The organism is Mesorhizobium sp. M2E.F.Ca.ET.209.01.1.1 (assembly GCF_004010375.2).
GTDB lineage: Bacteria > Pseudomonadota > Alphaproteobacteria > Rhizobiales > Rhizobiaceae > Mesorhizobium.
Genome location: NZ_SADP02000010.1, coordinates 241,430 through 263,083 on the forward strand (window position 1 = coordinate 241,430; position 21,654 = coordinate 263,083).

At 64.2% G+C, this 21,654-nt stretch carries 24 protein-coding genes; 15 read left to right on the top strand and 9 right to left on the bottom strand.

Annotated features, from left to right (window positions below; genetic code table 11):
- Nucleotides 1–368 precede the first annotated feature (368 nt).
- Entirely contained in the window at nt 369–755 is a 387-nt protein-coding gene (locus EN852_RS20020; RefSeq protein WP_040988010.1) for a DUF2794 domain-containing protein, read from the top strand.
- A gap of 94 nt (nt 756–849) precedes the next feature.
- On the opposite strand, the gene EN852_RS20025 is transcribed toward EN852_RS20020, so the two are convergent.
- The 4 genes from EN852_RS20025 to EN852_RS20040 form a co-directional block, all read right to left on the bottom strand.
- Complete coding sequence (locus EN852_RS20025; protein WP_127876582.1) at nt 850–1,425, bottom strand: GNAT family N-acetyltransferase; 576 nt, start codon at nt 1,423–1,425, stop codon at nt 850–852.
- 117 nt (nt 1,426–1,542) lie between these two features.
- A complete protein-coding gene (locus EN852_RS20030) occupies nt 1,543–2,283 on the bottom strand; it encodes a Bax inhibitor-1/YccA family protein (protein WP_127876583.1) in 741 nt (246 codons plus the stop codon).
- 240 nt (nt 2,284–2,523) lie between these two features.
- Nucleotides 2,524–5,064 (bottom strand): ABC transporter permease, encoded by a 2,541-nt coding sequence (locus EN852_RS20035; RefSeq protein WP_127876584.1) that lies wholly within the window; start codon nt 5,062–5,064, stop codon nt 2,524–2,526.
- Nucleotides 5,064–5,762, bottom strand: coding sequence for an ABC transporter ATP-binding protein (locus tag EN852_RS20040; RefSeq protein WP_127876585.1), 699 nt, complete (start codon nt 5,760–5,762; stop codon nt 5,064–5,066). The genes EN852_RS20035 and EN852_RS20040 overlap by 1 nt, the downstream gene beginning before the upstream one ends.
- Nucleotides 5,763–5,844: 82 nt before the next feature.
- On the opposite strand from EN852_RS20040, the gene EN852_RS20045 reads away from it, so the two are divergent.
- Both EN852_RS20045 and thpR read left to right on the top strand, forming a co-directional pair.
- The gene (locus EN852_RS20045; protein ID WP_127876586.1) at nt 5,845–6,507 is read left to right on the top strand and encodes an arylesterase; all 663 of its coding nucleotides are present in this window, start codon (nt 5,845–5,847) and stop codon (nt 6,505–6,507) included.
- Nucleotides 6,508–6,625: 118 nt separating this feature from the next.
- Entirely contained in the window at nt 6,626–7,219 is a 594-nt protein-coding gene (thpR, locus tag EN852_RS20050; RefSeq protein WP_127866048.1) for an RNA 2',3'-cyclic phosphodiesterase, read from the top strand.
- On the opposite strand, the gene EN852_RS20055 is transcribed toward thpR, so the two are convergent.
- Entirely contained in the window at nt 7,126–7,641 is a 516-nt protein-coding gene (locus EN852_RS20055; RefSeq protein WP_127876587.1) for a low molecular weight protein-tyrosine-phosphatase, read from the bottom strand. The genes thpR and EN852_RS20055 overlap by 94 nt on opposite strands.
- A gap of 103 nt (nt 7,642–7,744) precedes the next feature.
- Here EN852_RS20055 and EN852_RS20060 point away from each other — a divergent pair, with 103 nt between their 5' ends.
- The 4 genes from EN852_RS20060 (at nt 7,745) to EN852_RS20075 (ending at nt 9,688) form a co-directional block, all read left to right on the top strand.
- Nucleotides 7,745–8,038, top strand: a complete 294-nt coding sequence (locus tag EN852_RS20060; RefSeq protein WP_127876588.1) for a 4a-hydroxytetrahydrobiopterin dehydratase — start codon at nt 7,745–7,747, stop codon at nt 8,036–8,038.
- A gap of 267 nt (nt 8,039–8,305) precedes the next feature.
- Entirely contained in the window at nt 8,306–8,668 is a 363-nt protein-coding gene (locus EN852_RS20065; RefSeq protein ID WP_127876589.1) for a YkvA family protein, read from the top strand.
- A 253-nt stretch (nt 8,669–8,921) separates the two neighbouring features.
- On the top strand, nt 8,922–9,428 hold the full coding sequence (locus tag EN852_RS20070; RefSeq protein ID WP_127866051.1) for an invasion associated locus B family protein: 507 nt from the start codon (nt 8,922–8,924) through the stop codon (nt 9,426–9,428).
- Nucleotides 9,429–9,439: 11 nt separating this feature from the next.
- Nucleotides 9,440–9,688 carry a hypothetical protein gene (locus EN852_RS20075; protein WP_127876590.1) on the top strand — a complete coding sequence of 83 codons (249 nt, stop codon included), beginning with the start codon at nt 9,440–9,442 and terminating at the stop codon, nt 9,686–9,688.
- Nucleotides 9,689–9,710: 22 nt separating this feature from the next.
- Here EN852_RS20075 and EN852_RS20080 read toward each other — a convergent pair whose 3' ends face one another.
- Both EN852_RS20080 and EN852_RS20085 read right to left on the bottom strand, forming a co-directional pair.
- Nucleotides 9,711–11,057 (bottom strand): chloride channel protein, encoded by a 1,347-nt coding sequence (locus EN852_RS20080; RefSeq protein ID WP_127876591.1) that lies wholly within the window; start codon nt 11,055–11,057, stop codon nt 9,711–9,713.
- Nucleotides 11,058–11,242: 185 nt separating this feature from the next.
- The gene (locus tag EN852_RS20085; protein ID WP_127876592.1) at nt 11,243–11,542 is read right to left on the bottom strand and encodes a hypothetical protein; all 300 of its coding nucleotides are present in this window, start codon (nt 11,540–11,542) and stop codon (nt 11,243–11,245) included.
- Nucleotides 11,543–11,789: 247 nt separating this feature from the next.
- Between EN852_RS20085 and rlmN the strand changes: the two genes are divergently transcribed.
- The 4 genes from rlmN (at nt 11,790) to EN852_RS20105 (ending at nt 15,441) form a co-directional block, all read left to right on the top strand.
- Nucleotides 11,790–13,022 (top strand): 23S rRNA (adenine(2503)-C(2))-methyltransferase RlmN, encoded by a 1,233-nt coding sequence (gene rlmN, locus EN852_RS20090; protein ID WP_041003093.1) that lies wholly within the window; start codon nt 11,790–11,792, stop codon nt 13,020–13,022.
- Nucleotides 13,023–13,024: 2 nt separating this feature from the next.
- A complete protein-coding gene (locus tag EN852_RS20095; protein WP_127876593.1) occupies nt 13,025–13,423 on the top strand; it encodes a hypothetical protein in 399 nt (132 codons plus the stop codon).
- A 56-nt stretch (nt 13,424–13,479) separates the two neighbouring features.
- Nucleotides 13,480–13,947 carry a hypothetical protein gene (locus EN852_RS20100; protein ID WP_127876594.1) on the top strand — a complete coding sequence of 156 codons (468 nt, stop codon included), beginning with the start codon at nt 13,480–13,482 and terminating at the stop codon, nt 13,945–13,947.
- Between the two features lie 249 nt (nt 13,948–14,196).
- Nucleotides 14,197–15,441, top strand: a complete 1,245-nt coding sequence (locus EN852_RS20105) for an MFS transporter (protein ID WP_210238250.1) — start codon at nt 14,197–14,199, stop codon at nt 15,439–15,441.
- A gap of 34 nt (nt 15,442–15,475) precedes the next feature.
- Here the strand turns inward: EN852_RS20105 and EN852_RS20110 are convergent, their stop codons facing one another.
- On the bottom strand, nt 15,476–16,117 hold the full coding sequence (locus EN852_RS20110; protein ID WP_127876595.1) for a LysE family translocator: 642 nt from the start codon (nt 16,115–16,117) through the stop codon (nt 15,476–15,478).
- 179 nt (nt 16,118–16,296) lie between these two features.
- Between EN852_RS20110 and EN852_RS20115 the strand changes: the two genes are divergently transcribed.
- Both EN852_RS20115 and EN852_RS20120 read left to right on the top strand, forming a co-directional pair.
- Nucleotides 16,297–17,520: an argininosuccinate synthase gene (locus EN852_RS20115; protein ID WP_127876596.1), complete on the top strand. Its 1,224-nt coding sequence runs from the start codon at nt 16,297–16,299 to the stop codon at nt 17,518–17,520.
- A gap of 162 nt (nt 17,521–17,682) precedes the next feature.
- Nucleotides 17,683–18,270, top strand: coding sequence for a hypothetical protein (locus tag EN852_RS20120; RefSeq protein ID WP_189546066.1), 588 nt, complete (start codon nt 17,683–17,685; stop codon nt 18,268–18,270).
- A gap of 109 nt (nt 18,271–18,379) precedes the next feature.
- Here the strand turns inward: EN852_RS20120 and EN852_RS20125 are convergent, their stop codons facing one another.
- Nucleotides 18,380–19,177, bottom strand: coding sequence for a lytic transglycosylase domain-containing protein (locus EN852_RS20125; protein ID WP_127876597.1), 798 nt, complete (start codon nt 19,175–19,177; stop codon nt 18,380–18,382).
- Between the two features lie 301 nt (nt 19,178–19,478).
- Here EN852_RS20125 and EN852_RS20130 point away from each other — a divergent pair, with 301 nt between their 5' ends.
- Both EN852_RS20130 and EN852_RS20135 read left to right on the top strand, forming a co-directional pair.
- Nucleotides 19,479–20,558 (top strand): putative zinc-binding metallopeptidase, encoded by a 1,080-nt coding sequence (locus EN852_RS20130; protein WP_127876598.1) that lies wholly within the window; start codon nt 19,479–19,481, stop codon nt 20,556–20,558.
- 186 nt (nt 20,559–20,744) lie between these two features.
- Nucleotides 20,745–21,350, top strand: coding sequence for a DUF1236 domain-containing protein (locus tag EN852_RS20135; protein ID WP_127866061.1), 606 nt, complete (start codon nt 20,745–20,747; stop codon nt 21,348–21,350).
- Nucleotides 21,351–21,654: the final 304 nt, after the last annotated feature.

The following is a 21,654-nucleotide window of genomic DNA, read 5'->3' on the forward strand; positions in this document are numbered from 1 at the left end:
CCGGCGTCAGCTTGCTTCTGACGCCGGTCATTCAGGTTTTGGGATCGTCGCACCTGATTTTTCCAAGGAAAAACCGAGGTTGGTTCGATCCGACGCTGACCCGTGGGCGGGGGGCTTGGGGTTTACGAGCCGGTGCCGGACCGAACCGTCTCAGGCAACGCCGGTAAACTCGTCGGACATTGGGGCATGAGCGCGGATTATTTGTGGCGAGATTGTGGCGGGGCATCACCAATTCCAACATGTGTTTCGCAAACGTGACTGGACGTTTGGGAAACCGCGCGACCGTGCGCATGCCTGGCTGGCCCTTGCAATTCGATCCTGAAAGCGCGAACCTTGGCCGGCGCATGATTCAATCGAAGGATCGAGGCATGACCGATCACAGCAGCGGGACGGAGGATGGGGAAGCATCCGGAATATTGATCCCGTTGCACGAGGCGCGCAACGCACGCCTCGACCAGCCGGTGCGATTCGACCGGCGCGAGCTCGACCAGATCTTGAGGCTTTACGGACGCATGGTGGCGGCCAACGAATGGCGCGACTATGCCATCGACCATCTTACTGATCGCGCTGTCTTTTCCGTCTTCCGCCGGGCGAGCGAGGTGCCGCTGTTCCAGATCGTCAAGGACCCCAAGCTGGCGCGTCGGCAAGGCGCATTCGCCGTCATCGCTGCCGGCGGCCGCATCCTCAAGCGCGGCCAGGAACTCGGCCGCGTGCTCGGCGTGTTCGATGCCAAGCTGAAGGTGGTTGAGGCCTGAAGAGGAACTGGAGAATTGAAGAACTGAAGAACTGAGAAAAAAGGGCGCTTGGCGCGCCCTCTGTCTTTCTTCAGTTCCTCAGTTCTCCAGTTCCTCAGTTCCCCGCCCCGCCGCGGAACCGCCGCTCCGGCAGCGAATCCGGATCCGGCGGCAGCTCGGCACCGCCATTCAGCGACAGCTGCATGAACACCGTGTCCAGCCAGCGTCCGTGCTTGTAGCCGGATCCTTCCAGGCGCCCGGAATGACGGAAGCCGAGCTTCTCGTGCAGCCGCACCGAGGCGCTGTCGGCATGGCCGTCGCCGATCACCGCGATGATCTGGCGGAAGCCCGCCGCGCGTGCCGTTTCGATCAGCGCCCGCATCAGCAGCGAGCCCACGCCCTGCCCCTTGGCCTCGGGCGCGACGTAGACCGAATCCTCGATGACGAATCGGTAGGCGGGGCGCGGCCGGAACGGTCCGGCATAGGCATAGCCGAGCACGGCGCCGTCCTTTTCCGCCACGAGATAGGGAAAGCCGCCCGCCGTGAGATTGTCGAATCGATCGCCCATTTCGGCGCGGCTGGGCGGCTCCAGCTCATAACTTGCCGTACCGTGGACGACCGCATCGGCATAGATTTCGGTGATCCGGTCGAGGTCGGCCACGGTGGCGGCCCTGATCGCAATATCGCTCATGATCTATGCGGTTTATTTTCCTGCCTCGATAACAGCAGAGGCATGCGCAAAAGGAAAGGGCGGCCGTTGGGCCGCCCTTTCGCAACTCTATGGTCCAGCGAGACCGGGGAACCGCCCTTAGCGGCGGTCGCCCATGAACTGCAGCAGGAACATGAACAGGTTGATGAAGTCGAGATAAAGGCGCAGCGCGCCCATAATCGCCTTGCGGCCGGCGACGTCGGCGACGTCACCCTCGAAATACATCTCCTTGATCTTCTGCGTGTCGTAGGCCGTGAGGCCGGCGAAGATCAGCACGCCGATCGCCGAGATGGCGAAGGCGAGCGCCGACGACTGCAGGAAGATGTTGATCAGCATCGCGATCAGCAGGCCGATCACGCCCATGATCAGGAACGAGCCGAACGCCGACAGGTCGCGCCTGGTCGTGTAGCCGTAGAGCGACAGACCGCCGAAGGCTGCGGCCGTGGCGAAGAAGGTCTGGGTGATGCTGGTGCCGGTGTAGACGAGGAAGATCGTCGACAGCGACAGGCCGACAAGGCCGGCATAGACCCAGAACGTGGTCTGCGCCGCCGCCACGCTCATCGACTGAATGCGGAACGACAGGAACATCACCGCGGCGAGCGGCGCCAGGATGACGACCCAGCGGAAGGCGCTGGCATAGATGAGCTGGCCGAAACCGGTCAACTGGCCGTCGCCGGTGACGGCGAGATGGAAGGCGCCCCAGGCGGCAAGGCCGGTAATGAGCAGGCCAAGCCCCATGAGGTTGTAGACTTTGATCATATAGGCGCGCAGGCCCTGATCGATATCGACGCGCGCGCCGGGGGCGGCGGACGTCTGGTAGTTGCGAATGGGATCAGCCATTGGAAATCCTCTGTTGCTTCTGCCCCGTCCGGTGACAGGTCCGCTCGGATTGATCCCTGGACCAGGCGCCGCTGGCGGGGCTCCAGCATGCCTGCCGCGAAATATGATGGTTCTTGACGTCAAGAACAAGACGGTAACGGGCCGTAACGCTTTGTGAGAATGCGAAAGGCCGGTTTTTGGGCCTTCCGCCGGGCATTCTTACAAAGATTTAATCGGGCGGGCACTTGGAGCCGCGCTCGGTCAGAGGTTGCGCAGCACCGGCGCCGCCTTGTGGCCGAGTACCCGCCAGGTGCCGGCAAGGCCGATGCCGACGGTGACCGTCAGCGAAACCAGGATCGTCGCCACCGCCACCTCCGGCATGAAATGCGACGGCAGCGTCATGATATGCGCGACCACGAACCAGGCGGCGATGCCGCCGGCGGCAAGCGCGAACAGCGCCGTCGCAAGGCCGATCAGCACATATTCCAGCGAGAAGGCGGCGATCAGCGTCCGCCTTGTCGCGCCGAGCGTCTTCAGCACCACGGCGTCATGGATGCGCGCCCGGTTGCCGGCGGCCAAGGCGCCTGAGAGCACCAGCACCGAGGCGATCAGCGCCACGCCGGCAGCAGCGCGGATGGCCGTGCCCAGTTGCGCGACCAGCCGGTTGACGATGTCGAGCGCATCCTTGACGCGCACCGTGGTCACCGCCGGAAAGGCGCGGGTGACGGCGTTGAGCAGCCTCGCGTCGTCGGTCGTGGTGGCTTGCTTGTCGGTCAGCGTCGCCAGCCAGCCATGCGGCGCCCCGGCAAAGCTATTGGGCGAGAACACCATGACGAAGTTGATGCCCATCGTCTCCCATTGCACCTGGCGGAAACTGGCGATCTTCGCCGTGACGTTGCGTCCCAGCACATTGACGGTGACGGTGTCGCCTAGCTTCAGCCCGATCGCCTTGCCCTCCTCGGCCGAGAACGACACCAGCGGCTCGCCGGAATAGTCCTGCGGCCACCATGCGCCTTCGGTCAGCGTCGCGTTCTCCGGCTGCCTGGCGTCATAGGTCAGGCCGCGGTCGCCGCGCAGTACCCAGGCGCCGTCGGCCGGGATCTTCACCTTGTCGACGTCGACGCCGTTGAGCGCCATGATGCGGCCGCGCAGCATCGGCACCTTGACCAGCGTTCCACGAGGCGACTCCTTGCCGACAAGGCTGGCGAAGGCGTCGACATCGCTGCTCTGGATGTCGACGAAGAAGAAGTTCGGCGCCCGCTCAGGCAGGCTGCCGGAGATCTGCTGCCTGAGATTCCCGTCGATCAGCGCCAGCGTCACCAGAAGCGTCAGCCCGAGCCCGAGCGACAGCACCACCGAAGGCGTCAGCGCGCCGGGCCGGTGGATGTTGCCGAGCGCCAGCCTCAATGAGACCGAGCGCACGCGCGGGCTCTTTTTTGCGGCCCATTGCACCAGCACCGCCACCAGCCGCAGCACCAGAAAGGCGAAGACGGTGGCGCCGACGAAGATCGAGGCGATGCGATAGTCGTTGGCCGTAAGGATCGCTAGTGTCGCCAGCGCAACGACGATCGCGAGCGCCGCGCCCGTATAGGGCAGGCGCGGCAGGCCGCGGCTCTCGAAGCCCATTTCGCGGAACAGCGCGGTTGCCGGCACGTCGCGGGCGCGGCCGAGCGGCAGAAGCGCGAAAGCCAGCGTCACCAGCAGGCCGAACAGCGCCGCCATGGCGAGCGCGCCGGGATAAAAGCCGCCTTGCGCCGGCACCGGGATGACGGATTGCAGGAGGGCGCTCGCCACGAACGGCATCGCGGCGCCGAGGATCAGCCCAAGCACGATGCCGAGGCCCGCAATCAAAAGGATCTGCACCAGATAGACGGTGAAGACGAAGCCGCCCGAGGCGCCGAGGCTCTTGAAGGTAGCGATGACGCCGCGCTTGCCGTCGAGATAGGCGCGCACGGCGTTCGCCACGCCGACGCCGCCGACCACCAGCGCCGTCAGCCCGACCAGGGTCAGGAATTGCGAGAAACGCTCGATATTGGCCGACAGCGCGGGCGCGGCGTTGCTGCGCGTGCGGATCGACCAGCCGGCTTGCGGGAAATCCTTCGCGGCTTGAGCCTGGATATCCTTGATCCGCGTCTCGGACGTCCCGTCGGGCAGCCGCACCTTATAGGCGTTCTCGACCAGGCTGCCGGGCTGCACCAGGCCGGATGCGGCGAGGCCCTCGCGCGACATCATCAGCCGCGGCGCGAAGCCGAAACCGTCGGAGACCGCATCCGGCTCGCTGACCAGCCTGGCTCGCAACTCGAAAACGGCGCTGCCGAGCTTCAGCCGGTCGCCGATATACAGGTTGAGCCGCTCGAACAACAGGTCGGGCGCGGCGGCGCCGAACACGCCGGACCTTTCGCCGAACAATTGCTCCTTCGGCAGCGCCGGATCGGTCCCCAGCGCGCCGTAGAGCGGATAGGCGTCGTCGACCGCCTTGGCCTCGACCAACGCCTGGTCGGAGCCGTCCTCCAGCCGCGCCATCGAGCGCATGCCGGAATTGAGCGAAACCGCGCCGAGGCTCCGGATGAAGCCAAGCTCGGCATCCGAAGCGTTGCGCTGGTTGACCTGGAAACGCAGATCGCCGCCAAGCAGCGTCTGGCCCTGGTTGGCGACGCCGGCGCTGATCGCCTGCGCCACCGAATTGACGCCGCCGATCGCCGCGACGCCGAGCGCGATGCAGGCGAGAAAGATCATGAAGCCGGACAAGCCTCCGCGCATCTCGCGCAGCGAGAAGCGGATGGCGAGCTTCAATGTCCGCATCAGGCGGGTACCTTCACGGCTTTCGGCGCGTCCTCGATCCGCCCGGAGCGCATCGAGACCTGGCGCGCGCAGCGCGCGGCGAGCGCCGGATCATGCGTGACCAGCACCAGCGTCATGCCGCGTTCGGCCGCCTTGGCGAAGAGAAGATCGGCGATCTGCTTGCCCGTCGCCTGGTCGAGATTGCCGGTCGGCTCGTCGGCGATGAGGATGCGCGGCGACGGCGCCAGCGCCCGGGCGATCGCCACGCGCTGCTGCTCGCCGCCGGAAAGCTCGCCCGGATAATGCGTCACACGATCGCTCAGGCCGACCGCCGCGAGCTCGCGCGCGGCCACCCCGAACGGATCGGCATGGCCGGCGAGCTCGAGCGGCACCGCGACATTCTCCAGCGCCGTCATGTTGGGGATGAGATGGAAGGACTGGAACACGATGCCGATGTTTCGCCCCCGAAACGAAGCAATCTGGTCCTCGCTTTTGCCGTTGATCAGCTCGCCGGCGATCCGGACCGTGCCCGAATCGACCCGCTCCAGGCCGGCCAAAACCATCAGCAGCGTGGACTTGCCGGAACCCGAAGGGCCGACAATGCCTGTGGCTTGCCCGGCCACCACGTCGAGGCTCACGCCCTTCAGCACATGGACGGAGGACGCGCCCTCGCCGAGCGTCAGCGATACGTCCCTCAGCGCGATGACGGCTTCTGTCACAATAAAAGCGCCCTATATGTGGAAAAAGGAGACGGCCCGTGTCTCCTTGCTTGGGTTGTTTCGGTCATATGGGGCTCGCCGCATGGCATTCAAACATCGTTTTGCCGCAGCCCCCGTTGTTTTCGCAGCCCTCATCCTTTTCCTTGGCCTTTGCGGCGCCATTTCGTCGGCGCGCGCCGCCACCTTCACCATCGTCGGCTTCGGCGACAGCCTGATGGCGGGCTACAGCCTTGGCCCTGGCCAGGGTTTCACCGACAGGCTGCAGGCAGCCTTGAAGGCGAAGGGCCTTGATGTCACCGTGGCCAATGCCGGCGTGTCGGGCGACACCTCGAGCGGCGGGCTGGCGCGGCTCGACTGGTCGGTGCCGGACGGCACAAGGCTGGTTATCCTCGAGCTCGGCGCCAACGACATGCTGCGCGGCCTTTCACCCGACATCGCCGAGAAGAACCTCGACGCCATGCTTGGCAAGCTGAGAGAGCGCAAGATCGCGGTGCTGCTCGCCGGCATGCGTGCCGCGCCCAATCTCGGCGCCGACTACCAGAAGACGTTCGACGCCATCTATCCGCGGCTCGCCGAAAAATACGGCGTTCCGCTCTATCCGTTCTTCCTCGACGGCGTCGCCGGCCACGCCGATCTGCAGCTGGAAGACGGCCTGCATCCCAATCCGAAGGGGGTCGACATCATGGTCGACCGCATCCTCCCGGTGGTCGAGAAGGCCATCGCGGACAATGGCGGTGCGTCGTGAGACCGAAAAGTCACGCTTTCCGCTGGGGAAACTTTGTGGACAACAAACCGCTTGCCCCGCGCCTGCATCGATGATTCGCTAGGGCCGAGAGTTTCGATTCGAGGACAGGAGGCTTCACATGCCACGTCTTTTCACCGCCCTCGAAATTCCGCGTGATGCCGCTCTCTCCTTGTCCCTGCTCCGGGGCGGGCTGCCCGGAGCGCGCTGGATCGATGTCGAAAACTACCATCTGACGCTGCGCTTCATCGGCGATGTCGAAGGTCATGTCGCCGACGAGATCGCCAACGCCCTCGACAGGGTTGACCGCCCCTCTTTCCAGATGACGCTCTCCGGCGTCGGCGCCTTCGGCGGCAAGAAACCGCATGCGGTGTGGGCCGGCGTGTCCGCCTCGCCGGACCTTGTCGCGCTGCAGGGGGAAATCGACCGCATCTGCCAGCGGCTCGGCCTGCCGGCGGATCCACGCAAATTCTCGCCGCATGTGACGCTGGCGCGCCTGCGCAATGCGAGCCCGCTCGATGTCGCGCAATATCTTTCGGCGCGCGGCAATTTCGCCGCACTTCCCTTCCGCGTCGGCCGCTTCGTCCTGATGTCGTCGCGCGATTCGGTCGGCGGCGGCCCCTACATCGTCGAGGAAGCCTGGCCGCTGGTCGGCGAAACGCTGGCCTCGAGCCGCTTCGCCAGCGCCTCCGACGCCTCGCGGATCATGCGGTAGACCGCGGCGAAGGCCTCGGCGCCGTCATAATAGGGATCCGGCACGTCCGCGGCCTTTCCCGTGGCGAAGTCCAGATAAAGATGAATCCGGTCTCGCGCGGCCGACGGCGCCAGCGCCTTGAGGTCGCGCGCATTGGCCCGGTCCATGCCGAGGATCAGGTCGAAGCGCGCAAAATCCTCCGGCAGCACCTTGCGCGCCCTCTGCCCCGAAATGTCGACGCCATGCCTTGCGGCAACCGCGATCGAGCGCCGGTCCGGCTCTTGGCCGGCATGCCAGCCGCCGGTCCCGGCCGAATCGAGCAGCATAACGCGGCCCCGGCCGCGCTCGGCCCAGACGGTGCGAAACACGCCCTCGGCCAGCGGCGAGCGGCAGATGTTGCCGAGACAGACGAACAGAACGGAATTTATGGGCTTTATGCTCATGCGATATGCGCCGTTTGTGCATTTGGAAGCCCAAAACGCAAAGCAGCTTTGGGCGACTTGCATTATGGTGAGGGCCAAATTCGAGATAGCACGGGAAGTCATCATGACGAGAGAAAAACTCAGCAAGGAGGCGATCGCCGCCGCTCTGGCCGAGCTCGGCGGCTGGTCGCTCGCCGCCGACGGCGCCTCGATCAAGCGCAGCTTCGTCTTCAAGAATTTTTCCGAGGCCTTCGCCTTCATGACGCGCGTGGCACTGGCCGCGGAAAAGATGGACCATCATCCGGATTGGTCCAATGTCTACAAGACCGTAGACGTGACGCTGAACACCCATGACGCCGGCGGCGTGACGGCGCTCGACATCGAGCTTGCCAAGCGGATGAACCGGTATTTCGGGTAGGTCGTCGGGAGGCCGCCTCGACTCCGTAGCGTTGGTGGAGATGCCTTGAAATGGCGATTGGCGAAAGTCGGCGTGACGTCTGACCTCCCCCCTTGTGGGGGAGATGGCCGGCAGGCCAGAGGGGGGCGCGAAGGATCACGACCGATCTCACGGGAGTCCGATTTTCTGAGTCCAAACCCTGCCAACTCTTGCAGCGCCATGTCGCTTCCCCCACATCTTTCGCGGCGGATCGGCACGCATGGGTTGCGCGCCGCCAAGGAGCGATTGATGACGCAAGGTTCCGGTTTCGATTTCTTCGGCTTCGGCGGCAAGCTTGCCGGCGAAGGCGAGGTCCGTGAGAAGTTCTGGCGCACCGCCAAGAAGGCGGCGCGGCAGATTCCGTTCATGGACGAAGTGGTCGCCGCCTATTATTGCGCCATGGACAAGGACACGCCGCTGCGCGCCAAGGCCACCCTGCTCGGCGCGCTCGGCTATTTCGTCCTGCCGTTCGATTTCATTCCCGATTTCGTCGTCGGCCTCGGCTATACCGACGACCTTGCCGTGCTCACCGCCGCGATCGCAGCCGTCAGCGCGCATATCACGCCTGCCCACAGGCAGGCCGCCAGGGACGCGCTGGCTGATCGGAGCTGAACCCCGCTCGCTTCACGACCGAAAATCAGTGCGTGCGAAAAGACAAACTCTTGCCGTTTTCGTGGCCTCCAACTCCGCGCCGGGACAACGCGCTGACAACCACAGGCGGCAGCGCGAAAGTGGCGGTTTCCTGGGGTGAGCTCCTTTTCTTCGAGGACAATTCACCGTTTGGTAACCCTGATTAAATCAAAATGAAGCGACGGCAGGACGCCAGGCGGCCCGCCTCCGCACCATTTGGAATACGGAAAGAACGATGCGCGGATTGATTGCTACAGTTTCCAGCCTGGTCCTGGTGGCCGCCTTTGCCGCGCCGGCGCTGGCGCAGCAGGCGACCAAGATCGGCCAGCACAACGCCTGGGGCACCTACAGCTATCAGTCGCAGGCCGGCAAGGTCTGCTATGTGCTGACCGTGCCGACCGACAAGCAGCCGCCGTCGCTCGACCATGGCGACATGTTCTTCTTCGTCAGCCAGCGTCCGGGGCAGCAGGTGTCCTACGAGCCGCAGTTCATCGCCGGCTACAATTTCCAGGAAGGCTCGAAGGCCACCGTCACCATCGACAAGAAGACCTTCTCGATGTTCACCCGCGGCAAGTCGGCCTGGGTCGAGAACGCTGCCGAGGAGCCGGTGCTGATCGCCGCCATGAAGACCGGCACCGACATGAAGGTGCAGGCGAAGTCGGGCCGCGGCAACCCCACCTCCTACGTCTTTTCGCTGAAGGGCATCTCGGCCGCGCTGGCCTCGATCGCCAAGTGCAAATAGGCTGAGGCCCGTTGGCGACGGACAGCAGCATCGACCACGCCATCATGCAAATGGTGATGGACCGTTGGCAGAAAACCGCCATGGTCATCGCTAAGACCGACGAAGCGCTTCGCAAAGAAGGAGAGCAGGTCTCCTGGGATAAGATCGCTGAGCAAATAGAAGCTCTCGATGCGCGAGGTGATATCGAAAGCCAGGGAGACCTCTCCCAGTGGCGCCACAGTGAAGTTCGCCTGCCTCAAGCCAAAGCGAAAGCCCGCTGACTTTTCAAACTGGGCCTGCGCATCAGCCCTGCGCGGGAACCTCCGCCCTGCGCCGCCGGATCGCCTCGGCGATGAAGACGCGCGACAGCGCGTGGTAGAGCGGTTCGTTGGAGATGAGCCGCGCCGTGCCGTAACCCAGCATCGCCGCGCACATCAGCGCGATGACATTGTCGTGGTTGCCGGTCATTTCGAGGATGATGACGAAGGCCGTCATCGGCGCCTGCACGACGCCGGCGAAATAGCCGGCCATGCCGAGTAGCGCCGCCGTGCCGGTGGCCGTCCCAAAGACCAGGCCGAGCGTGCTGCCCAGCCCCGCGCCCACCGCCAGCGACGGCGCGAAGAGGCCGCCCGGAATGCCCGACACCATCGATAGCAGGCCGGCGGCGAATTTTTCCACGAAGAAGAAGGCCGGCAGCGGCGTGCCTTCGATCGCGCCGCGCGCCTGCGCATAGCCGGTGCCGAAGGTCAGCCCGCCGGACGCGATGCCGATCATCGCCACGGCGAGCCCGCAGATGGCCGCCACGACCAGGGCTCGCGGCAGCGGCTGCAGCGCGTTCCAGCGCCGGATGCGGCGCATGACCTTCAGCGCCAAGAGCGAGAACAGCGCGCCGACACCGCCGCCGATGATGCCGCAGGCCAGCACCAGCGGCCAGTCCGTGGCAAACGCCACCGTGTCCCTGGCGACGCCGAAATAGGTGTAGTTGCCGAGCAGCCCGAGCGAGGCGAGGCCGGCCAGGATCACCGCCGTCAGCACCAGCCCGTTGGTGCGCGCCTCATAGGCGCGGCCCATCTCCTCGATGGCGAAGACGATGCCGGCGAGCGGTGTGTTGAAGGCGGCGGCGATGCCGGCTGCGGAGCCGGCCAGGATCAGCCCGCGCGCCTGCGCCATGCCGCCCCAGCGCGCCGCCTGCAGCATCAGCGAGGCGCCGACCTGCACAGTCGGGCCCTCGCGGCCGATCGAGGCGCCGCAGGCGAGGCCGACGACGGTGAGCGCGATCTTGCCCACCACCAGCCTGAGCGACAGGATGCGGCTGCGGTCGTCCTCGTCGCGCAGATGCCGCGCCGCGATCGCCTGCGGAATGCCGCTGCCTTGCGATCCCGGAAAGAAGGAATGCGCCAGCCAGGCGCAGAGCACGAACCCAAGCGGTGTCATGACCAGGGGCAGATAGAAACGCCAGCCGTCCTCGGTCCCCGTCATGACATGGAACAGGGCTTGCGCCCGGTCGGCAAGCAGGGCGAACAGGACGCTGATCAGGCCGATCGAGATGGCACCGGCCCAGAAGACCAGGCGCGGCTGCCAGACGCGCCGCGACACCCACATGGCGTGGGAACGCCGCAGCAAACGGTACTTTCGGGATATGCCGGCCATGACGAGCCTCTTGGTGGTAGGCCCGGCCTAGCACAATGACGGAGCCGATCAACCCGCGAGGGCGAGCCTGACGCTATGCCGGCAACGTCCAGGAACGGCGCTCAAGCAGATGTGATCGGGGAGATTTGATCGGATGGCCCGCCGGCGTACCGGCCGGCGGGAGGCGGCAAGTAGGATCGGCGACGTCACATCGCCATTTTTTCACATTCGGTCTGGGCCTTCTTGGTCGTGGTGTCGATCATATAGGCCTTGCCCTTGGCGTCGGTGATCATCATCATGCAATGCTTGATCGGTTTGGCCATCTTCATCATTTCGGCGCTCATCTTGGCGTCCGGCATCATGGTGCCCATGTGACCGTCCGGCATGATCGCGGTGACCTGGCCACCCTTCATCATCGTCATGGCGCCCATCGTGTCTTCGGCGAAGGCCTGCGAGGCGCAAAGACCGGCGAGGCCGGCAATGAGTGCGAACTTGATCGAGTGCATCTGAACAACTCCCATTGTTGAGGGGCATGGTCGCCCACTTCCGGTTCGCCGACGCAGCGCGAATGGTTACGCCAACACGAATATGTGATCGGGTTTCATGGCGGCAGCCGGCCGCGTCGCGGCGACCTTCCCCCACAAGGGGGAGGAAGGCCAGCCGCATGACTCCGCCGCCAAGCTGTGCTATGCGCCGCGCTTCCTGTCCGGCCGATGCTGAAATCGGCCGCAAATCGCTTATATTGGCGCCACCATGACCGTTTCGCTTGATCTTACCGCCGAAGGCGCCCGTGACGCCTTGCGCCGCGCAGCACCGGCCGAGAAGCCGTCGCTGATCGGCCTGACCCGGGCCGAACTCGGCGAAGCCCTTGTCGGCGCCGGCATCGTGCCCGAGCGCCAGGCAAAAATGCGCGCCCAGCAGCTCTGGCACTGGATGTATGTGCGCGGCGTCTCCGACTTCGCGCATATGTTCAACATCTCCAAGGACCTGCGCGCCGAGCTCGACAAGCATTTCACCGTCGCCCGGCCGGAGATCGTTGAGGAGCAGATTTCTTCCGACGGCACGCGCAAATGGCTGTTCCGCTTTCCACCGCGCGGCGCCGGACGCCCGGTCGAGATCGAGACCGTCTACATCCCCGAGGAAGGCCGCGGCACGCTCTGCATCTCCTCGCAGGTCGGCTGCACGCTGACCTGCTCCTTCTGCCACACCGGCACGCAGAAGCTGGTGCGCAACCTCACCACCGAAGAGATTCTGGCGCAGCTGCTCACCGCGCGCGACCGCCTCGGCGACTTCCCCGACCGCGACACGCCGGACGGCGCCATCGTGCCGGCCGAGGGCCGCAAGGTGTCCAACATCGTCATGATGGGCATGGGCGAGCCGCTCTACAATTTCGAGGCGGTGAAGAAGGCGCTGCTGATCGCCTCCGACGGCGACGGCCTTTCCCTGTCGAAGCGCCGCATCACGCTGTCGACCTCCGGCGTGGTGCCCGAGATCGCCCGCACCGGCGAGGAGATCGGCGTCATGCTGGCGATCTCGCTACACGCCACCAATGACGATTTGCGCGACCTGCTGGTGCCGATCAACAAGAAATTCCCGCTCAAGGAGCTGATCGCCGCCTGCAAGGCCTATCCCGGCCTCTCCAACGCCAAGCGCATCACCTTCGAATATGTGATGCTGAAGGACGTCAACGATTCCCTCGACGACGCCAAGGCGCTGGTGAAGCTCTTGAAGGGCATTCCCGCCAAGATCAACCTGATCCCATTCAACCCCTGGCCCGGCACCAACTACCAGTGCTCGGACTGGGAGACGATCGAGAAGTTTGCCGACTACATAAACAATGCCGGCTATGCCTCGCCGATCCGCACGCCGCGCGGCCGCGACATCCTCGCCGCCTGCGGCCAGCTCAAGTCGGAATCCGAGCGCATGCGGAAAGTGGACCGGCTGGCGCTCGAAGCGATGATGATCGCGGGGCACGGCGAGGCGTGACGTTGGTACGGCACATTGGCAGGATCCTTCTCGGATTTGCTGCTGCAGTGTGTGCTACCACCATCATCGTCATGACTATCCTGAATTCCATCTTCGGTGCCGAATTCGTGTACGGCTCAAATGGAGCGTGGGGCTTTCTTGTAGTTGCCATGGTCGTTGCCGCGCTTGCTCTTCCGTGGGCCATGGTGGTCGTTTTGGCCGAAGCATATGCGCTGAAGCGATGGTATTTTTTCGCTCTCGCCGGCGGAGTTACCGCATTGCTTAACCCTTTTGGCTACTCGGGCTCGGTGCCACTTAAGCTCGAGCTTTTGGTCGTCGGGCTGTTGGGAGGAACCGTTTACTGGGCCGTCGCTGGGCGTTTCTCAGGCACCTGGCGCGCTAGACTCCTATCCGCCACCTGAACAGCGCCTTGGCCATTGACGATGCGGCGGCCGAACCCAGCGAAGCGAACTCCGCAATGAGGCGCATCATCGCCTATCTCGTCCGCTTCGCCGTCATCCTGTTCGGCTATATCGTCGGCTCGCTGGCGGCGAGCGCCTTCCTCAACGCGCTTTTCCTCGGCCATTTCGGCTATGCGCTGGAGCCCGGGCATCCGACGATCGCGCCGGCGCTTTATTTCTCGGTTCCCTTCGTGGCGCTGTTCGTCGCCTATTTCGCCTTCATGCCGGCGGCGGTCGTCATTTTGGTTGCCGAGGTGCTCGGCCGGCGCGACTGGCTGTTTTACGCGCTGGGCGGCGCGGTCGTCGCCGTCGTCTTCCTCGGCTTCGCGCACAGGATTGGCGATAGCGACTTCGACGTCACCGACAACAGCGTGAGGCTGGCGCTGATCGGTTCCGGCATGGTCGGCGGCATCTTCTACTGGCTCTTCGCCGGCCGCTGGGCCGGAAGCTGGCGCCGCGAGCCGTTGCCCGACGCGGAATCCTGAACCGATGACGAAAAATTGCGGACCGTTCCGCGGCAGATCATGCCAAAACCCACCCGGTTGAACGGGCTGCGCGTATCGAGTTCGCCCGCCACGCCGGAGCGTTTCACTGTTCCATGGAAAAGGCGAACCGCTCTATCCCTTTGTTTTTACGCAATTCCGGGCGGAAGGTTACGGCGCAGACGCCGAACTTAACCGCTCACACCTTTCCGGGAATTGCTCTGACAGAACCGTATCGACAGGAGCAGGGCCATGGCGGAAGGCGAAATGAATGGCGGCTCGGCCGCCGCCGTGACCGAACGGCTCGATCAACCGGCCGAGCGCAGTCCTTCCGGCCTCGGTGCCGGCCTGCTGTTCATCCTGTCTGTTGCCTGCGGCGTTAGCGTTGCCACCATTTACTTCCCGCAGGCGATAACGCTGCTGATTGCGTCCGATCTCAGCGTTTCCGCCGACGCGGCGGCCCTGGTCGTCACCACCGCCCAACTTGGCTATGCGCTCGGCCTTCTGCTGCTGGTGCCGCTGGGCGACCGGCTGCCGCATCGTCCGCTTGTCGCAACCTTGCTGACGCTGACGGCCGCCGCGCTTCTGATCGCCAGCCAGGCGCCGACGCTGCCGGTGCTGGCGCTCGCAAGCATGGCGACGGGCATCACCACCGTAGTGCCGCAGATCCTGCTGCCGATGGCGGCCGGGCTGGTGCCGCCGGAGCGGCGCGGGGCGGTCACCGGCACGCTGCTCAGCGGATTGCTGGCCGGCATTCTTTTGGCCCGCACTTTCGGCGGCTTTCTCGGTGAGCATCTCGGCTGGCGCGGACCCTATTTCGTCGCCGCGGCGGCGCTGTTCGTGTTCGCCGTTCTGCTCGGTCTGGTGCTGCCGAAGACGGCGCCGACATCGTCGCAGCGTTATCCTTCGCTGGTCGCGGCAGCCTTCATTCTCTTCCGCGACGAGCCGGAGCTGCGCCGCTCCTGCCTTTACCAGGCGCTCATGTTCGGCGGCTTCACCGCCGCCTGGACAAGCCTGGCCCTGCTGCTCGGCGGATCGTTATACCATCTCGGCGGCCAGGCGGTCGGACTGATCGCGCTGGTCGGCGCGGCCAGCGTGTTCTGCACGCCGATCGTCGGCCGGCTGATCGACCGCAAGGGTCCCGATTTCGTCAGCCCGCTCGCCTTTTTCACCGGCATCGCGGCAGCGATCGTCCTGCTCGGCGGCGCGCTTGGAGGAATAACAGGCCTGCTGGCGCTCACAGCGGGCATGCTGCTTCTCGATATCGCCGTGCAAAGCGGTCAAACCGCCAACCAGGCGCGTGTCTTCGCCATCCGGCCCGACGCCCGCAGCAGGCTCAACACGGCCTATATGACGTGCGTTTTCCTCGGCGGCAGCGCCGGCTCGTGGATCGGCGTCAAGATCTACGGCCATTGGGGATGGCCGGGCGTCTGCGCGCTCATCGCCGTCTCCGCGACGATCGCTCTGGCCCGGCATGCGGTGAAGTTATATCGCTGAGGCCTAGCCGACTGCCGCAAGCGCTGAGCGACAGCTACTTCGCCTGCGCGGTCAGGATCTTGAGCGCGAAGGCCGAGAACACGCCACCGAACAGATAGTCGAAGACGCGCGTGATGCGCGGACTGGCCTTCATCGCCGCCGAGAACTTCTCCGCCGCCAGCACCATCGGTACCGTCACCGGGGTCGAAAGCACGACGAACATCACGCCGAGGAAGAACAGTTTTCCCGACGCGTTGGGATCATGCGCGGAGACGAATTGCGGCAGGAAGGTCATGAAGAACAGAATGATCTTCGGGTTGAGCAGGTTGATGCCGAGCCCTGCCACCCAGCTGCGGAACAGCGAGACCTGCGGTCCCGTGCTCTTCTGCGGAGAGAACGCCGACCCCTTCGTGACCGCCTGAAAGGCCAGGAACACCAGATAGCCGGCGCCGAAAATCTTGAGCACGAAGAAGGCCATCGGCGAAGCCACGATCAGCGCCGAGATGCCGACCACCACCAGCGTGGTGTGGATCAGCGTGCCGCAGAGCGCGCCGGCCAAGGAAGCGAAGCCGGTGGCGCGGCCCTGGCTCAGCGTGCGCGAGACGAACAGCGTCATGTCCGGCCCCGGCGTGATCGCCAGGATGATGGTGGCGATGGCGAACTGGATGAGGGTTGAAGCGTCGGGGATGAAGGACATTGGTCGGCTCGGGTGGGATCGCGCAGCCCTATAACGCGGCGCTTTCCACCGCGCCAGCGTCTGTCCGGGCAAACATCTGGCCCAGCCTGCGCCATGGCCCTGCGCCCCTTCGTCTCTTGCGCCGCCCGGAACGGCCGTGATACCTCGCCCGCGAAACTTTTCCCTGCGGAACCGCCAAAATGTCCAAGATCAAGAACGTCAAGAAAGTCGTGCTCGCCTATTCCGGCGGCCTCGACACCTCCATCATCCTGAAATGGCTGCAGACCGAGCTCGGCGCCGAGGTCGTCACCTTCACGGCCGATCTCGGCCAGGGTGGCGAGCTGGAGCCGGCGCGCCGCAAGGCCGAGATGATGGGCATCAAGGACATCCGCATCGTCGATGTGCGCGAGGAGTTCGTTGCCGACTTCGTCTTCCCGATGTTCCGCGCCAACGCCGTTTATGAAGGCACCTATCTGCTTGGCACCTCGATCGCCCGGCCGCTGATCTCCAAGCATCTGGTCGAGATCGCCAGGGAAACCGGCGCCGACGCGATCGCGCATGGCGCCACCGGCAAGGGCAACGACCAGGTCCGCTTCGAGCTTTCCGCCTATGCGCTGAACCCCGATATCAAGGTCATCGCGCCGTGGCGCGACTGGTCATTCAAGTCACGCACCGATCTTTTGAACTTCGCCGAGCAGCACCAGATCCCGGTGCCGAAGGACAAGCGCGGCGACGCCCCCTTCTCGGTCGACGCCAACCTTCTGCACTCCTCCTCCGAGGGAAAGGTGCTGGAGGATCCGTGGAGCGAGCCGCCGGAATTCGTGCATCAGCGCACCGTCTCGCCGATGGACGCGCCCGATGTCGTCACCGAGATCGAGATCGAGTTCCTGAAGGGCGATCCGGTCGCGCTCAACGGCAAGAAGCTGTCGCCGGCCACGATGCTGGCGGCGCTCAACGACCTCGGCCGCGACAACGGCATCGGCCGCCTCGACCTCGTCGAGAACCGTTTCGTCGGCATGAAGTCGCGCGGCGTCTACGAGACCCCCGGCGGCAGCATCCTGATCGCCGCCCACCGGGCGATCGAGTCGATCACGCTCGACCGGGGCGCCGCGCACCTCAAGGACGAGTTCATGCCGCGCTATGCCGAGCTCATCTATAACGGCTTCTGGTTCTCGCCCGAGCGCGTCATGCTGCAGGCCATGATCGACAAGAGCCAGGAAGACGTCGAAGGCACGGTGCGGCTGAAGCTCTACAAGGGCAATGTCATCGTCACCGGCCGCAAGTCGAAGAAGACGCTTTACTCGGATGCGCTGGTCACCTTCGAAGACGACCGCGGCGCCTACGACCAGAAGGACGCCGAAGGCTTTATCCGGCTGAACGGATTGAGGCTCAGGACGCTGGCGGCAAGGAATCGCAAGGGCTGATATTTCGCCGATACGGCAGCGATCAAACGACCCGGCGGAAACGCCGGGTTTTTATTTCACAGATCTAATATAAGAAGAGTCCAGACCACTTCAGAGAAATTATCGTTTGACCTTTCCGCCGCTCTAATTAAGTTCGAGAGCGGGATGCGGGGAGTTTTGACAGTGAAAAATAGTATTTCTCTTCTGGTTGCGGCGGCACTGACCTTGATGACGTGCGGGTCCTCGCAAGCAGGCGCGAAGCAGGCGCCTGAGGCTAATTTGGACGGGTGCATCTCCGCTGTCCATTTATGGAGCATCACGTTCAAGCACGAAATCGCCTCTTTCATGGGCGTCTCGCAAGAGCGCATGCCGACCCTGTTCTGCCAGCGCATAGCCGAGGGGGTACGCGGCGGGCGGATCAGCTACTCCGACATAAACAGGCTGCAGCTCGACCAACCGACCGAAATCTGGTTGGTCATCAAGGGCAAGTCAAAGGCGGCGGCTGCGGCCACACCGCCGCCGCGGAACCCTAGATTCCGTACCTGCTCAAGTGTTTTCAGCGGCTCCTTCGAGGTTTCCGCTTCCGAGAGATGCCCTTTGGGCGGCAGCTACTCGCAATCTGCCGGAGTCCCGACAGTGATCGAGGGTAAGGCAAAGGTGGCTGCTCCAGCGCCGCGGAACTCCAAATTCCGTACCTGCAACGGCACTACCGGTACCTTCCAGATTCCCGCTTCCCGGAAATGTGCATTGAGCGGCTACGCGAATGATTGAGACTTGATGAGATCGGACCTGGTCGTTCCGGTCGTTGGTTTTGACCCTTGTCCAATCGCAAAAAGCCCGGCTCGAACCGGGCTTTTCGTTGGAATAGGCGTAAATTCAATCAGTCGGCGTCAATCGCCTCGGCGATGCGGGCGATGGCCTGCTGATAGACGCTTGCCGAGTTCCAGCCGGCGATCGCGCCCATATTGGCCTCGTAGCTCGCGCCGGCCTGCCAGCCATGACCCTTGAGGAAATTGGCGGTGGACGCCAGCGCCGTGTTGCGGTCGCGCAGGTTTCCGCTGCCCACGCCGTATTTCAGCACGTTTCCGGGCAGGAACTGGGTGTGGCCGATCTCGCCATGCATGGCGCCGACGGAGGAGGCGCTGAGCGCGCCGCGATCGACAAGCTTCAGCGCGGCGATGGCATGCGGCCTGAAATAATCCGGGCGGCGGCAGTCATAGGCCAACGTCACGATCGCCGAAACCGTGTTCTGGTTCCCCATGGACGCGCCGAAGCCGGTTTCCATGCCCCATATGGCGAGCAGCACGCCCGGCGGCACGCCATAGGTGCGCTCGATATTGGCGAACATAGCCGCGTTTGCTTTCTTCAGCGCGCGGCCCCGGGAGATGATCGCCGATGCGCCACGGCGCTGCATGAAGCTTTCCACCGAGCCGCTGAATGCCTTGTGGATCGCCCGGTCGGCGGCGATCGTCCTGGTGGCGTAGGTGGCGCCCGCCAGCGCGGACAGGCCCCTCTGACCGACACCCTCGGCTCTGGCCTCGCCGGCAAAATCCTGTTTCCAGGCGTCAAAGCCGGCGCCGTTCTTGCCACAGCTCGGAGCCGCTTCGGCGCCCGCCGCCAGCGCCAGCGTCGCCACCACCGCCGCCGCGAAAATCCTTCCCTTGGCAAAAAATGCCATGTCCTTCTCCTAGTTGCCTGAATCACGTCCCGGTTGCGAATTTGCCAGCGAAACGCCGGGTTGTCACCGCCCGCCCTGGGGACGTGGCACCCGACACCGGCGAAAGAAAGGCAATCCGCTGCGATCGGCCGTCAGGTGTGGCGGGCTTGCCTCATGAAAGAGGTTCACGTCATGATCATTGGCGCCGGTTCGAAAGCTTGTCGCAGCAAAGAGCGGGCGAAATAGCGGTGGAACGCCGGATGTCTGCCGGCGTTAGAGCCCGAGTCCACCTCCACGTTCTGACCCTGCAGGTTGATCACGCATGAAGCTGTTCGACTGTCCCAATTGCGGCCATCGCCTCTATTTCGAGAATGCCCAGTGTCTGAACTGTTCCAGTCTGGTGCTCTACGACCCAGAGCAGGCGAAGTTCGTGCTCAGCGGCGAAGGCGGCGTCCTTGCATGTGGCAATGCCGATGAATGCGCGTGCAACTGGCGCGCCGAGAACGGGCGGGCGTTCTGCCGCGCCTGCGCTCTCAACCAGGTCATTCCCGACCTTTCCATCGATGGCAACCGTCGGCGCTGGATACGGGTCGAGGCGGCGAAGAAGCGGGCCGTCTACTCTCTGCTCGCCTTTGGCCTGCCAGTCGCGCCCAAGGCGGATGCGAATGACGAAACCGGCCTGGCCTTCGACTTTCTCGCCGACCCGATCGGCGCCGGTCCGGGTGGCGAGCGCATCCTGACCGGCCATGACAACGGCCTGATAACGCTCAATGTGGCCGAGGCCGATTCCGCCGAGCGCGAAAGGCGGCGCGCCGAGATGGGGGAGAATTATCGCACCCTGCTTGGCCATTTCCGCCACGAGCTCGGCCACTACTACTGGGATCGGCTGATCCGCGACGACCCCGCTCGCCTTTCAGCCTTCCGCGCCCTCTTCGGCGACGAGCAGGCCGATTACGAGCAGGCCCTGAAAGCATACTACGCCAACGGCGCCCCGCCGGATTGGCAGCAGCGCCACATCTCCGCCTATGCCGCATCCCATCCCTGGGAGGACTGGGCAGAGACCTGGGCGCATCATCTCCACATAACCGACACGCTGGAGATGGTTCACGCCCTGAATTTTCCGCTTGGCCGTCTGGAGACCGTGGATGCCGATGCCATACCCCGCGGCGACACCGGCGGCCGCCTGCAGCCGGCGCCCGCCGATCCCGACCTGGCTCCGGAACCATTTGAAAAGATCCTGGCCCGCTGGCTGGTGTTGTCGGAGGCGTCCAACTCGATTAACCGCTGCATGGGTCTGCCAGACCTCTACCCCTTCGTGATTTCCGATGTGGCGGCGCGCAAGCTCGCCTTCGTGCACGATCTTTTGACAGGCCAGCCGAAAAAGGCCTGGAACAATTCGTGAGCACGCGAAAAGCATTTAGCCGGAACGCATAAGCCTTTGTTTCGTTTCCGAGCCTCAGAGCATGATGCTGAAAAGTGGAAACCGGTTTTCGGAAAAGATCATGCTCCAACAAAGGAGCTGGATCAGGATGACGTTTCAAGGAGACTTCATCCTGATCCAGGGAGCGTTGAAAACGGAGAGAAAACCATGAAACGCCTATTGCTTCCGACCCTTGCCGGTGCGCTGCTCACGATCTCGGGCGTCGCTTTCGCCGATACCCCCGTCAAGGCGGTGACAGACTTGAACGTCCGCGCTGGCCCCGGTCCGCAATATCCGGTCATCGGCGTACTCGCCGCCGGCCAGTCGACCACGCTCAATGGCTGTATCCAAGGCAGCAAATGGTGCACGATTGCCGAGGCTGACGGCAAAGGCTGGGTCTATTCCGACTATGTGACGGGCGATTTCGGCGGCAGCCGTGTCGTCGTGACCCGCCGCCCGGCCAATGCCGAGATCGCCGTCGTCTCCCCGCCGACCGATGATCTCTACACCACAGGCAGCTACACCGGCACCATCGTCTCCAACGATGACGCCATCGAATCCATCGGCAGACCGCCGGCCGAGGTCGGCACCTATGTCACCACGCACCGGGTCGATCCAGTCTATCTCGAAGGCGAAGTGGTGACCGGCGCCACGTTGCCCGACACCGTCGAGCTGCGCGAAATCCCGGATTACCGGTATCGCTACGTCTATGTGAACAACCAGCCGGCGCTGGTCGATCCGGGCACGAGGCGCATTGTCTATGTGATGCGCTGATCGGGGCTTGATCACTGTCAGAACAGCGGCCGCCAGCGATGGCGGCCGTTTTTGTTTGCGTGGTGGTGGCTCACGCTTACGTCTGTACAATACCGTACGTTCGGGATTGGCGGAACCCTCCGAACTTCGTCGCGAAGACCCTAGGATCCTGTGTGTTGGTTTCGGTGTATGGTTGAAGTGGGAAGGAGACCGAGTGGATCCTGGTCGTCCTTTCGGACAGGCCGTGGCATGGCCCGGTCCCTTCCCACCGGTGAACCATCAACCTGAACAGTTGCACGGGGCTGTTCGAAGCAGACCCCGCACC